Raw genomic sequence first — 13,923 nt, forward strand, 5'->3', positions numbered from 1 at the left:
AAAATAATCAAAGATTACTTAGAAAGACGCTTACGGCCTTTTGCACGACGTGCATTGATTGTTGCGCGACCGTTCTTAGTAGCCATGCGAGCACGGAAACCGTGAGTACGCTTACGCTTTAGAACTGTAGGTTGAAAAGTGCGTTTCATTGTAATTACCTTACTGATCAGTAGTTTTAGGTTTTTGTTAAACCCGGCGTGGGCATTTTTTCTCTTCTTTATATAAGAAAGGAAAACCGACGCCTCTCAACAAAGAGGCGGAATTGTAATCACTGTCACAAAAAGTGTCAATGATTGGGTTAACTAAAATTCCGGTCGGGGGATTATACGTAGAATAACTAAAATCACAAGGATCCTTAGTCGATCCCAACCTTATTTAAGAATTTTTTTAATTTAGGATCCTGTGGATTACCAAAAATATCCTGTGGAGATCCCTGCTCGATAATATGACCGTCAGCCATGAAGATCACTCGGTCTGCGACCTCTCTCGCGAACTGCATTTCATGGGTAACCACCAGCATGGTTTGATGCTGATTTGCCAGTTTTTTCATTAGGTTAAGCACTTCGCCAACCCACTCAGGATCGAGCGCTGAAGTCGGCTCATCAAACAGTAAAAGCTCGGGTTGTAGTGCCATTGCACGGCCAATACCCACCCGTTGTTGCTGGCCACCAGAGAGCGCGGCTGGGTAGCTATCACCTTTGTCACCTAAGCCAATATCATCAAGTATTTGTTGTGCTTTTTCATGGGCTTGCTGTTTTTTCCAACCACGAACGGTAATTAAACCTTCAGCAATATTCTGTCTCGCGGTTTGGTGAGCGAACAGTGCATAGTTTTGGAACACAAAACCGGTCTTACGACGCAGTGCAAGCACCTCTGCCTTAGTGTGTTTCTGAGTATCAACCTTGATATCATCAATCGAAATCGTGCCTTGATCGGCTTGCTCTAGAAAATTCACACAACGCAGTAGGGTAGATTTACCCGTACCACTTGAACCTATGATGACAATTATCTCACCTTGTTTGATTTCTAGGTCGATCCCTTTCAAAACTTCGGTGTCACCAAACTGCTTGTGGATATTTTGTAATTTGATCATCGTACATACGCCTTATTCAGTTTCACTTCGGCCCAAATTTGAATACGAGTGAGGATAACCACCACGCCCCAGTAAATCAGTGCGACTGCTAAGAAAGCCTCGAAGAAGCGGAAACTTGAAGAAGCCTCCATCTGAGCTTTAGCCATGATTTCGGCGACACCTAGGGTGAAGGCAAGTGAAGTCGACTTGATCATATCGATGAAGTAGTTCATCAACGACGGCAGTGCCACGCGAGTTGCTTGCGGTAAGATCACTCGGCGCATCGCTTGGCTGGTTGTCATACCGACCGAAAGGCTGGCTTCCATCTGGCTGCGATCAATACCGATAATCGCGGCACGAATACTTTCTGCCATATACGCGGCAAAGTGCAGGGTTAAGCCAATCACAGCGGCGCTGAAGGCATCCAACCCAACCATCCACGGGAAGACTTGTGGTAAGCCGTAATAAAGGAGGAACAGCTGCACCAACAGTGGTGTGCCTCGGAAGAAGCTAATGTACAGTTGGCTCAGTTGGTCGAGCACTGGGATTTTGAATACACGAATATTCGCCAGTATCAGAGACAGGATCAGAGCAAAGAACAAGCCCCAGGTCGCCATCTCCATCGTGGTGCCTAAATACTTCAGTAGTATTGGCAACAGCTCTAGCATGTAATTAAAGTCAAATCCCATAATCTATCTCGTATTTTTATTGGCAGTGTTGTTCTATATGTAAGTACTGTTGTATCAGGTTTTTTAATCAGTGCACAAAAGCAAAAAGCCCACCGCTGTATAAAGCAGTGGGCCTTGAATGGAGAAAGTGAGTAATTACTTCTGAGTAATGTCCGCACCAAACCATTTCTGAGAGATACTTTCTAGCGTACCATCTGCGCGCATTGCTGCTAATGCTTCATTTACTTCTGCTTGCAGTTTTTTGCCGTTATCGTTGTCGACGAAAGGCCAAGCGTTTTCAATTGTTTCGAATGGCTGACCTGCTAGTTGTAATGGTAGACCAGTCTTCTTGATAAGCTCTAGTGCTGATAGGCGATCCATTACGAATGCATCGGCACGACCCAGTGCCACGTCATGTTCAATACCTGTATCGTAGGTTTTTACATTGATCTTGCCATCTTTGTCGTAGCTGCGAAGCAGTTGTTCAAAGTTTGAGCCTAGGTTTACCGCAACCGTCTTGCCATCAAGGTCTTCGATGCCTTTAATGCTGGCATTACCTTTACGAACGGTAATTTGTGCGCCGTCTACTACGTATGGGTCTGCGAATAGGTATTTCGCTTTACGTGCATCCGTCATTGTAATTTGGTTTGAAATGGTATCGATGCGACCCGTTTCAAGAAGACCAAACAGACCAGAGAAGTTTGCCGTTACGTATTCAACCTTGTAATCGTTACGCTTACCGATCTCATCCCATAAATCCACTTCAAAACCCTGTAGCTGGTCTTGTTTAACGAACGTAAACGGGAAATAGCGACCAGACATGCCGACTTTAACTTCAGTCGCAGCTTGAACAGTAGCAGCAGAGAGTGCGATAGCCGCAATTGCAGCCTTAATCCAGTTATTCATTTGGTAACTCCTTATATTTATGGGTTTGGATGTTACTGGGAAAATGCTCACTAGAATAAATAACCAGATGTTATTAACCATAACCAGATTGAATTCCCGATTTGGGGATAACTAGCAAGGATCCGGGCATAAGTGGATCATTGTGTGAGTAAATTAGGGGCAAGATGTGTGGATCCACCGATAAATTACAAATTTATTGTGAATAACTTGGATCTTATTCACTGGATCTGTGATCAATTGCTGGTGATCTGACTTATCAACAGGTAAAATTAGCGGTCATTTCATATTACTTTAAATAGAGTGAGGGCACCGTGTCATCTTCGCTTTGGTTGCAGTGTTTGCAACAGCTTCAAGAAGAGTTACCAGCTACAGAATTCAGTATGTGGGTTCGTCCGTTACAAGCGGAACTCAATGACAATACTCTAACTCTATTTGCACCGAACCGTTTCGTACTCGATTGGGTTCGTGATAAGTATCTAAATAGCATTAACCGTCTGCTGCAAGAATATTGCGGTAACGATATCCCACATCTTCATTTTGAAGTGGGAAGCAAGCGTGTGATTGCACCAAAGCCTGCGACACCGACACCAACTCAGACTCGCACTGCAGCTGATGTGGCCGCTGAGTCATCAGCACCTGCGCAATTACAAGCTCGCAAACCTGTCCATAATATCTGGCGTGATGAAGAGCCTGTCGCGGTTGACTTGAATCACCGCTCAAACGTGAACCCAAAACATAAGTTCAATAACTTTGTTGAAGGTAAGTCGAACCAACTCGGTTTGGCTGCGGCACGTCAGGTTTCTGATAACCCAGGTACAGCCTACAACCCGTTGTTCCTATACGGCGGCACTGGTTTAGGTAAAACGCACTTGTTGCATGCGGTGGGTAACGCCATTGTTGATAATAAGCCGAATGCGAAAGTGGTTTACATGCACTCAGAGCGTTTTGTTCAGGATATGGTAAAGGCTCTGCAAAACAACGCGATCGAAGAATTTAAGCGCTACTACCGTAGTGTTGATGCATTGCTTATCGATGACATCCAATTCTTTGCTAATAAAGAGCGTTCTCAAGAAGAGTTCTTCCATACCTTTAACGCGCTGCTTGAAGGCAATCAACAGATCATCCTAACGTCTGACCGTTATCCAAAAGAGATCAACGGGGTAGAAGATCGTCTTAAATCTCGTTTCGGCTGGGGTTTGACGGTAGCGATTGAGCCACCAGAGCTTGAGACACGTGTTGCGATCTTGATGAAGAAAGCCGAAGACCACCAAATTCACCTTGCGGATGAAGTGGCGTTCTTTATTGCCAAGCGTCTACGCTCTAACGTTCGTGAACTGGAAGGCGCATTGAACCGTGTTATTGCGAATGCAAACTTCACTGGCCGCCCGATCACGATCGACTTCGTGCGTGAAGCACTGCGTGACCTACTTGCACTGCAAGAAAAACTGGTCACTATTGATAACATTCAAAAGACAGTAGCCGAGTACTACAAAATCAAAGTCGCTGATCTATTGTCTAAGCGTCGTTCTCGTTCTGTTGCTCGTCCACGTCAATTGGCGATGGCACTGGCGAAAGAGCTAACAAACCACAGCTTGCCTGAGATTGGCGATGCATTCGGTGGTCGTGACCACACGACGGTACTGCATGCTTGTCGTAAGATTGCTCAGCTGCGTGAAGAGAGCCACGACATTAAAGAAGATTATTCGAACTTGATTCGTACCCTTTCTTCTTAATACACAGTATTCTTAACCTTAATAAGCAGAATCTTGGCCACGTACTATTACGCAGTGCCATTTAGACCGTAAGAGCAAGATATGAAATTTACCATTGAACGTAGTCACCTGATTAAGCCATTACAACAAGTATCTGGCGCACTCGGTGGCAGGCCAACGCTTCCAATTCTAGGAAACCTACTGATTAAAGTAGAAGATAACGTGTTGTCGATGACAGCGACGGATCTAGAAGTTGAACTGATCAGCCGTGTAACGCTTGAAGGTGATTTCGAAGCGGGTAGCATTACCGTACCTTCACGTAAATTCCTAGATATCTGCCGTGGATTGCCAGATAACTCAGTGATCACGGTGGTATTGGATGGTGACCGTATTCAGGTTCGCTCTGGTCGTAGCCGCTTCTCTTTAGCAACATTACCTGCGGCAGATTTTCCAAATATTGAAGACTGGAGCAGTGAAGTTGAAGTGTCAGTGACACAAGCTGAACTTCGCGGTCTTATCGAGAAAACACAATTCTCAATGGCGAACCAAGATGTTCGTTACTACCTCAACGGTATGTTGTTTGAGATTGAAGGCTCTATCCTGCGCAGCGTAGCGACCGATGGTCACCGTATGGCAGTATCTCAAGCACAACTGGGTGCGGATTTTGCTCAGAAGCAGATCATTGTTCCTCGTAAAGGTGTTCAAGAGTTAGTGAAGCTATTGGATGCACCTGAACAGCCAGTAACACTGCAAATTGGTAACTCTAACGTGCGAGCTGAAGTGAACAACTATGTCTTCACTTCTAAGCTGGTTGATGGTCGTTTCCCTGATTATCGCCGCGTAATGCCGCAAAATACCACCAAGACACTTGAAGCTGGCTGTGATGAATTACGTTCAGCATTTTCTCGTGCTGCGATTCTATCGAATGAAAAATTCCGTGGTGTTCGCGTTAACCTTGCGGATAGCGAGATGCGCATTACCGCGAACAACCCAGAGCAAGAAGAAGCAGAAGAAGTACTCGATGTTAACTTCGACGGTGACGCGCTAGAGATTGGCTTCAACGTAAGCTACGTATTGGATGTTCTGAACACACTGCGTTGTGAACAGGTACGCATCTCAATGTCAGACGCCAATGCGAGTGCTCTTATCGAGAACGCGCAAGATGACAGCGCGATGTACGTTGTTATGCCAATTCGCTTATAAGCTGCCCTATGTTGACCTACCGAGTCGTGATTGAAGATTAATATGAAGACGTTATGCCTTTATCGCGCTTAATCGTTAAGCAGTTTAGAAATATTGAAGCCTGTGACATTCAACCGTCATCAGGCTTTAACTTTCTTATAGGGGCTAACGGAAGCGGCAAAACCAGTGTCCTTGAAGCTGTGTATCTGCTCGGACATGGTCGCTCATTCAAGAGTTCACTTACCGGTCGTATCATACAAAACGAGTGTAGTGAGCTGTTTGTACATGGCCGTTTTATGACCTCGGATCAATTTGAGCTGCCAATTGGCATTAATAAGCAGCGCGATGGCACGACAGAGGTTAAAATAAGCGGTCAAACTGGGCAAAAGTTGGCTCAGTTAGCTCAAGTCTTACCTTTGCAGTTGATTCACCCTGAAGGGTTTGATTTACTAACCGATGGACCTAAGCATCGCCGAGCATTCATTGATTGGGGAGTCTTCCACAGTGAGTCGGGCTTTTATGATGCGTGGGGCAGGGTAAAGCGCCTCAATAAGCAGCGAAACGCCTTATTGAAAACGGCAACGCACTATCGAGAGCTGAGCTATTGGGACCAAGAATTGGCCCGTTTAGCAGAAAGCATCAGTCAGTGGCGTGCCACCTACGTTGATCAGCTCAAAGAAGTCGCCGAAGAAATCTGTGCGACCTTCCTTCCTGAGTTTGAGATAAAGATTAACTACTATCGTGGCTGGGACAAAGACACCCCGTACGCCGATATATTAGAAAAGAATTTTGAAAGGGATCAGCAGCTTGGTTACACCTTTAGTGGGCCAAACAAAGCGGATCTGAAGATAAAAGTGAACGGCACTCCAGTGGAAGATGTCTTGTCACGAGGTCAATTGAAGTTGATGGTGTGCGCGCTACGAGTAGCACAAGGGCAACACCTCACTCAAATGACAGGTAAGCAGTGCATCTATTTGATAGATGACTTCGCTTCCGAATTAGATAGCCAACGCCGAGCACGTCTTGCTGAGTGTTTAAAGGCGACCCAGGCTCAAGTTTTTGTAAGCTCTATTACCGCTGATCAGATTGCAGATATGCATGACGAAAATAGCAGGATGTTTCATGTGGAACATGGCAAAATAGAGCAAGGATAATTAGTCAGAGAGTAACTATGTCAGATAATTACGATTCATCGAGTATTAAAGTACTGAAGGGTCTGGATGCGGTACGTAAGCGTCCTGGAATGTACATTGGCGACACGGATGATGGTACCGGTCTGCACCACATGGTTTTTGAGGTGGTAGATAACTCTATTGATGAAGCGCTAGCTGGTCACTGTAATGACATCATTGTAACTATCCATGAAGATAGTTCTGTGTCTGTGAGCGATGACGGCCGTGGTATTCCAACAGAATTGCACCCAGAAGAAAACGTATCTGCAGCCGAAGTAATCATGACGGTTCTTCACGCTGGTGGTAAGTTCGATGATAACTCGTACAAGGTATCTGGTGGTCTGCACGGTGTTGGTGTTTCAGTAGTTAACGCACTTTCTAAGCAAGTTACTCTTACTATCCACCGCGGTGGCAAAATCCACACTCAAACCTACAGCCACGGTGAGCCTCAAGCGCCACTAGCGGTTATCGGTGACACGGATAAAACAGGTACAGAGATTCGTTTCTGGCCGAGTGAAGAAACCTTCACTAACATCGAGTTCCATTACGACATTTTAGCTAAGCGTCTACGTGAGCTATCATTCTTGAACTCAGGTGTATCAATTAAGCTAATTGACGAGCGCGAAGAAGACAAAATGGATCACTTCGAATACGAAGGCGGTATCCAAGCGTTTGTTGAACACCTTAATACTAACAAAACGCCAATCATCCAAAAAATCTTCCACTTTAACTCTGAGCGCGAAGACGGTATTACCGTTGAAGTTGCGATGCAGTGGAATGACGGCTACCAAGAAAACATCTACTGTTTCACCAACAACATCCCTCAACGCGATGGTGGTGCTCACTTAGCAGGTTTCCGTGCGGCGCTAACGCGTACTCTGAACAGCTTCATGGACAAGGAAGGCTTCTCTAAGAAAGCGAAGACTGCGACCTCTGGTGATGATGCTCGTGAAGGTCTGACGGCGATTGTTTCTGTTAAAGTGCCTGATCCTAAGTTCTCAAGCCAAACTAAAGATAAGCTGGTTTCTTCAGAAGTGAAGTCTGCCGTTGAATCTACAATGGGTGAGAAGTTGTCTGAGTTCCTTATTGAGAACCCAGGTGAAGCGAAAACAGTTTGTTCTAAAATTATTGATGCAGCACGTGCTCGTGATGCAGCGCGTAAAGCTCGTGAAATGACTCGTCGTAAAGGCGCATTAGATTTAGCGGGTCTTCCAGGTAAGCTTGCTGACTGTCAGGAAAAAGATCCTGCACTGTCTGAACTATATATTGTGGAAGGAGACTCTGCTGGCGGTTCAGCTAAGCAGGGGCGTAACCGTAAGAACCAAGCAATCCTACCGCTGAAAGGTAAAATCCTTAACGTAGAGAAAGCACGTTTCGATAAAATGCTGTCTTCTCAAGAAGTAGCAACGCTAATCACAGCTCTTGGTTGTGGTATTGGCCGTGACGAATACAACCCAGATAAACTGCGTTACCACAACATTATCATCATGACCGATGCCGATGTCGATGGTTCTCACATCCGTACCCTGCTACTGACGTTCTTCTACCGTCAAATGCCAGAGCTGATTGAACGTGGTTACATCTACATTGCTCAACCGCCACTTTACAAAGTGAAGAAAGGCAAGCAAGAGCAGTACATTAAAGATGAAGATGCGATGAACCAGTATCAAGTATCTTTGGCTTTAGACAATGCAGAACTGCACGTAAACCCTGAAGCGCCAGCATTTGCAGGTGAAGGTTTAGAGAAGCTTGTTCAGCAATACAATGCAGGCATCAAGCTTGTTGATCGTATGAGCCGCCGTTACCCACGCGCATTGGTCCACGAACTGATTTACGTTCCTCGTCTAACGGCTGAGCAGTGTCACGATGACGCGGCAGTTGAAGCTTGGGGTAAGCAGCTTGTTGAACAGCTAAACGCGAAAGAAGTAGGTGCAAGCCAATACAGCCTTGAAGTTGAAAAACACGAAGAGCTAGGCTTAAGCGTTCCTAAGATTGTGGTTCGTACTCATGGTGTGACTCATGAACATGTACTCAGCATTGACCTTATCAACTCGAAAGAGTTTGGTAAGCTAGCAGACCTTTCTGAAGCGCTTGACGGCTTGATTGAAGAAGGCGCTTACATCAAGCGTGGTGAGCGTACTCAAGCGGTTTCTAGCTTTGTTGAAGCTCTGAACTGGTTAGTGAAAGAGTCTCGTCGTGGCCTGAGCCTACAACGATACAAAGGTCTAGGTGAGATGAACCCTGATCAGCTTTGGGAAACAACGATGGATCCTGAAACTCGTCGTATGATGCAAGTAACGATTGAAGATGCTGTTGGTGCTGATCTGTTGTTTACAACGTTGATGGGCGACCAAGTAGAACCGCGTCGTAACTTCATCGAAGAGAACGCACTTAAAGTAGCAAATCTAGACGTTTAGTATCTTTGATACTTCGCTCTTTCGCTTAATTTCTGTGTCAGAGGTGCTCACATACATTCGTATGCTCCGCGCCTCTTCCTTGAACTAAAACGAAATAGCTTCGCCTCAAAAAACTCAATATCTTATTGAAAAGACTGTCAGAAATGACGGTCTTTTTTGTTTTTAAGTGATTGAAAAATATTGGATTAGAAAAATAATTGAAAATAAGATCTTGAAACTGATTTGCTCAATCCACATATCTATTTATGAAGAGGATGACTGTCTTGCTCAAAAGAGAAGAAACAGAACCTTCATTACCGCTAACGAAGTATCGCTCAATAGAGGATAACTTTGGCAGCACACAACTTAACAATTGATTCATTGCTATGTCCCAGCGTTGTCGCCAATAGAGGTGAAACCCGAGGAATGCGAATTGAATCTCTTAGCTGTTTACTGGATCACACACAGGTTCGATCTCAGTAAAATTCGCAGCTAAGACTATTGCTTACTAAAAGGATAGCATTATGAGAACTGTAGATTTCACTCCACTTTACCGCAACGCAATCGGCTTCGATCGTCTATTCAACATGATGGAAGCGAATACATCGAAGAACTCTTCTGGCGGTTACCCTCCATACAACATCGAGCAAAAAGACGAGAACAACTACCGTATTACTATGGCAGTCGCTGGTTTTGCTGATGACCAATTAGATCTGACTCAAAAAGAGAACATGCTAATTGTGAAAGGTGAGCGTAAAGCAGAAGCAGAGAAAACCTTCGTATACCAAGGTATTGCAGAGCGTGATTTCGAGCGTAAATTCCAACTGGCTGACTACGTAAAAGTGGTAGGTGCAAGCATGGAAAATGGTCTTCTTCACATCGACCTAGAACGCGAAATCCCAGAAGCGATGCAACCACGTAAGATTGCTATCAACGGTAATAGCCTACTAGAAGGTTAATTACTGGTAGCTCCTTAGAGCTAAAAATTATCGGGAAGTAAAAGTGAAAGAGCACCTCATGGGGTGCTCTTTTTTATTTGTCCTATCATCGTCATTCCATAGAGGGAGAAACGACCGAGTAGGGAATCTCTATTTGCTTTCGCTGTAAGCCTTTTTCACTTCTTCAGCAATGATAGCAATACCTTTTTGCATTGCTTCATCGTCTTGTACGTAGTTCATACGTAGGCACTGATGAGCATGATCCCACTCGTCTTCTTGGCCGATAAAGAAGTATTCACCCGGAACAATCAATACGCCGCGAGCTTTAAGGCGGTCGTACAGTTCCATTGTGGTGATCGGCAGCTCATCAAACCATAGCCATAAGAAGATAGCGCCTTCAGGTTTGTGGATACGAAAACGTGGGTCGTCGATAGCGTCTTGTAACAGTTCAACTGCACGTAGCGACTTATCTTTGTAGAAAGGTTTGATCACCTCACTGCTCAAGCGTAGTAAATCGCCTTTTTTAATCATGTGGTTGGCAATAGCAGGACCAACACTATTGGGTGCTAGGCTGATGATGCCATTCATGTTGGTCAGAGCTTGTGTTACTTCTTCACTCGCAATCACGATACCGCAGCGCACACCAGGCAAACCAAGCTTAGATAAGCTCATGCACAGAATAGTATTTTCATTCCAGAACGGTTCGACATCTTCAAAGATGATGTTTGGAAACGGCAGGCCGTAAGCATTGTCGATCAGCAGTGGGATGTTGTTTTCACGCGCTAGTTTATCCAATTTACGTACTTCTTCGCCGGTCAGTACGTTGCCTGTTGGATTGGTTGGACGAGATGCACAGATAGCCGCGACTGAGTCATCAACCTTTAGTTGTTCAAAATCGACGTGATATTTGAACTGGCGGTTTTCTAGCAGCTCGATCTCTGGGTGGTAAGAGATAAAGATATCGTCATCAATACCGGCATCGCCGTAGCCGATGTATTCCGGTGCGATCGGCAGTAGGATTTTCTTATGTGAGCCGTCAGGCTGTTGGCCTGCTAGCAAGTTGAATAGGTAGAAGAAGCCACTTTGACTGCCATTAGTCAGGCTGATGTTCTTCTCGCTGATGTCCCAGCCATAGGTCTCTTTCAGCATTGCCGCTAATGATTTGATGAAGCTGTCTTTGCCCTGCGGACCATCGTAGTTGGCGAGGGCGGCCATGAGTTCTCCACTGGCGAGCAGGTCGGCACTGGCTTGGTTAAAGTAATCGAGCATGGCAGGGATAGCGGCTGGGTTGCCACCACCGAGCATGATAGCGCCAGGAGTGCGCAGGCCATCATTCAAATCATCCATTAAACGAGTGATTCCAGAGTATCGATTAAACTTTTCGCCAAACTTAGAGAACTGCATTACTAATTTTACCTAATTCATTGTGATTGCTTGTTATGTGTCATTAAGGCAGACCTTATGTCTGCCATCAGTGTATTCCTTGAACATACCGCAATGTTTTTGCGACGCATAGCGCCAAATGCTCTAACACGTAAAAAACTTCTATAAAGTTTGGTTAATGAGTGACAGCTTGCTTATTGAACGTACCTTTAGCGATAAAAAAAGGAGAAGCCTAAGCTTCCCCTTGAGTTTCTGGTGTTTATGTTAATGAAGGTTTAGTTCGAGCCGGTATAAACGATTAATACCTTGTCATCTTGGTATTGGCGTTCGAACGCATAGTAGCCCTTGCTGTTACGGATGATGTGCTTACCCTGAGCAACGGCTGGGTGGCGTTGGCGGAATTGGCCAAGCGCTTGCCAGTGTTCTAGCAACTCTGCACGTTCGCCGGTAATTTGATCCCAAGGCATGTCTGAGCGAGTGCCTTGCATTGGGTCGGAACCGGTTGGGCCGAAATCACGAGCGATTTCATCACCGTAATAGATCTGCACCGCACCGGGAGCTAGCATCAACGCGTTTGCAACTTTGGTTTGTTTTGCAAAGTCACTGCCATGTTGCGTCCAGAATAGCGAGGTGTCGTGAGACGATAGGTAACTCAGTACGTTGAACTCGCTGTCGCTGTTGATCTTCTCTGCATAACGAAGGTAATCAGCATCAAGATCGGATAGGCATTTAAGCGCTTTTGGTGCGATATCACTTTGGAATTCAAAGTTGATGATCGAATCAAATCCGTTAGCGAAGTAATCTGATTTGACCACGCTGTGTGCCCATACTTCGCCCGTCATCCAGAAGGGTAAGTCATCCAAGGACTTGTCTGGGTTGTTTTGCTTCCACTCGGCAAGCGCTTGGTTAGTGCTCTCTTTAAGCTCTGCCCACGCATCTAACTCAACGTGCTTGGCTGTATCGACCCTAAAACCATCAACGCCGTATTCGCGCACCCAATCTGATAGCCAAGTGATTAAATGGTCACGAGGTGTTTTGAGTTCATCGGTCGCGCTGGTGGACTTATTGAGATAGAAATTAGGCAGCCCGGTTGTCTCTGTCGACTCTGTTTTGAAATCGGGCAGGTGCGCCAAAGACATGGTGAGGTTATTGTAACCCGGAGAGTCATAGGCGCCGATATCGCTGCGCAACCAAGCTTTGCCCCACCACTTTTCCCACGCTTCTTTGTCGCTGTAAGAGATGTAGTTGTTGAAGTAGTGCCAGTTCTGACCTTTAGCGGGTTGCCAATCTGTCCAATTTTCGCCAAGTGTTTGTTTGGCTTGTTCATCCGTGAGGTTGAGTTTGCCGAAGTCGAACTCTTGCATGTCGGCAAGCGTAGCGTAGCCAGTGTGGTTCATCACCACGTCCCAAACAACGCGAATGCCTTTGCTGTGCGCGGTATCGATGAAGGTTTTCAGCTCGTCTTCGGTGCCCATGTTGTCATCGAGCTTGGTCCAATCTTGATGGTAGTAGCCGTGGTAGCCGTAGTGTTTGAAGTCACCGCGATCACCGCCGCCAACCCAGCCATGGATCTGCTCTAGTGGAGAGGTAATCCAGATAGCATTGGCACCGAGCGATTCTATATAGTCGAGTTTTTCGGTTAAGCCTGCCAAGTCACCACCGTGGAAGGTGCCGATTTCATCTTGTCCGTCTTGGCTGCGACCATAGCTGTTGTCGTTATCAGGATTACCATTATGGAAACGGTCGGTCATTACGAAGTATACCGTGGCGTTGTCCCAACTAAAGTCTGCCTTGGTTTCTGGTTCTACTTTCTCAAGCAGCAGAACACCTTGGCTGTTTTCTGCAGGCTGCATGGTGACGCTGCCATTCGTTACTGTGACTTGTTTGCCCGAAAGAGCGTCTCTTACCACGGTGCCATCATCAAAGGTTTGAGTAACATCGATGGTGGTTGGTTGATCACTGGGTACAGGACAGGCAAAGCTTTGAACTTGTTGTTGCTTCGGCTTTATCTGAACCGTGAGTTCATTGGTCTGTGGGTTGAGCGTAAACTGATAGGTGTTAGCGCGAAAGACCTTGATATCTAATTCAGACTTCTCGGCGCAGTCGTCTAGGCGAAGGGGTTTATTGAATTTGATGCGGTTTTCTTCAGCCAGCGCATAGTTGGTGCCACAGGTATTTTGAGTATCGCTGATAGAGAAGGTATAGCTACCTTTAGCGAGTTCCTGTTCAGCAATAACAGTGCCTTTTCCTGTCGATTCAAATACGACAGTGTTGTTATCAATCGTCAGCAATAAGCTGTCATCACTGGTTTGGCTGCATGCGCTGAGTGCGAGTATTGAAAGCGCGAGTACTGTTTTTTTCATTGTTCCCTTCCCCTGAATAAACAGGTCAGTTATAGCAAACAATGCCCTCTACAGTCTGAGCGCTGATTCATTCAGATAATCAATAACACCTCTACAAACAAATGCTTGGTTCACAAATCGAGTAGGAGGAG

General features: G+C 45.7%; 11 protein-coding genes. 5 read left to right on the forward strand and 6 right to left on the reverse strand.

Annotated elements, in window-relative coordinates; translation table 11 throughout:
• Positions 1-14: 14 nt before the first annotated feature.
• From rpmH to AB4371_RS08110, 4 genes are all read right to left on the reverse strand, one after another.
• Positions 15-149: a 50S ribosomal protein L34 gene (gene rpmH, locus AB4371_RS08095; protein ID WP_004735800.1), complete on the reverse strand. Its 135-nt coding sequence runs from the start codon at positions 147-149 to the stop codon at positions 15-17.
• Positions 150-355: 206 nt separating this feature from the next.
• Positions 356-1,093: an amino acid ABC transporter ATP-binding protein gene (locus AB4371_RS08100; RefSeq protein WP_017058807.1), complete on the reverse strand. Its 738-nt coding sequence runs from the start codon at positions 1,091-1,093 to the stop codon at positions 356-358.
• A complete protein-coding gene (locus tag AB4371_RS08105; RefSeq protein ID WP_009848134.1) occupies positions 1,090-1,761 on the reverse strand; it encodes an amino acid ABC transporter permease in 672 nt (223 codons plus the stop codon). Before AB4371_RS08105 ends, AB4371_RS08100 begins: the two co-directional genes overlap by 4 nt.
• A gap of 135 nt (positions 1,762-1,896) precedes the next feature.
• Positions 1,897-2,646: an amino acid ABC transporter substrate-binding protein gene (locus AB4371_RS08110; protein ID WP_372149413.1), complete on the reverse strand. Its 750-nt coding sequence runs from the start codon at positions 2,644-2,646 to the stop codon at positions 1,897-1,899.
• A gap of 311 nt (positions 2,647-2,957) precedes the next feature.
• Here AB4371_RS08110 and dnaA point away from each other — a divergent pair, with 311 nt between their 5' ends.
• The 5 genes from dnaA (at position 2,958) to AB4371_RS08135 (ending at position 10,067) form a co-directional block, all read left to right on the forward strand.
• Positions 2,958-4,379, forward strand: coding sequence for a chromosomal replication initiator protein DnaA (gene dnaA, locus AB4371_RS08115; protein ID WP_017058808.1), 1,422 nt, complete (start codon positions 2,958-2,960; stop codon positions 4,377-4,379).
• Positions 4,380-4,460: 81 nt separating this feature from the next.
• Positions 4,461-5,561 carry a DNA polymerase III subunit beta gene (gene dnaN / locus AB4371_RS08120; protein ID WP_017058809.1) on the forward strand — a complete coding sequence of 367 codons (1,101 nt, stop codon included), beginning with the start codon at positions 4,461-4,463 and terminating at the stop codon, positions 5,559-5,561.
• Positions 5,562-5,614: 53 nt separating this feature from the next.
• Positions 5,615-6,694 carry a DNA replication/repair protein RecF gene (recF, locus tag AB4371_RS08125; protein ID WP_017058810.1) on the forward strand — a complete coding sequence of 360 codons (1,080 nt, stop codon included), beginning with the start codon at positions 5,615-5,617 and terminating at the stop codon, positions 6,692-6,694.
• A 17-nt stretch (positions 6,695-6,711) separates the two neighbouring features.
• Positions 6,712-9,129 (forward strand): DNA topoisomerase (ATP-hydrolyzing) subunit B, encoded by a 2,418-nt coding sequence (gyrB, locus tag AB4371_RS08130; RefSeq protein WP_372149415.1) that lies wholly within the window; start codon positions 6,712-6,714, stop codon positions 9,127-9,129.
• 503 nt (positions 9,130-9,632) lie between these two features.
• Positions 9,633-10,067: an Hsp20 family protein gene (locus AB4371_RS08135; protein WP_009848140.1), complete on the forward strand. Its 435-nt coding sequence runs from the start codon at positions 9,633-9,635 to the stop codon at positions 10,065-10,067.
• A 129-nt stretch (positions 10,068-10,196) separates the two neighbouring features.
• On the opposite strand, the gene AB4371_RS08140 is transcribed toward AB4371_RS08135, so the two are convergent.
• Both AB4371_RS08140 and AB4371_RS08145 read right to left on the reverse strand, forming a co-directional pair.
• Positions 10,197-11,450 carry a valine--pyruvate transaminase gene (locus AB4371_RS08140; RefSeq protein ID WP_372149418.1) on the reverse strand — a complete coding sequence of 418 codons (1,254 nt, stop codon included), beginning with the start codon at positions 11,448-11,450 and terminating at the stop codon, positions 10,197-10,199.
• Between the two features lie 254 nt (positions 11,451-11,704).
• Positions 11,705-13,792, reverse strand: a complete 2,088-nt coding sequence (locus tag AB4371_RS08145; protein WP_372149420.1) for an alpha-amylase — start codon at positions 13,790-13,792, stop codon at positions 11,705-11,707.
• Between the last annotated feature and the right edge of the window lie 131 nt (positions 13,793-13,923).

Source organism: Vibrio sp. 10N.261.51.A3, assembly GCF_041471965.1.
In the GTDB taxonomy this organism is placed as follows: Bacteria; Pseudomonadota; Gammaproteobacteria; order Enterobacterales; family Vibrionaceae; genus Vibrio; species Vibrio crassostreae_C.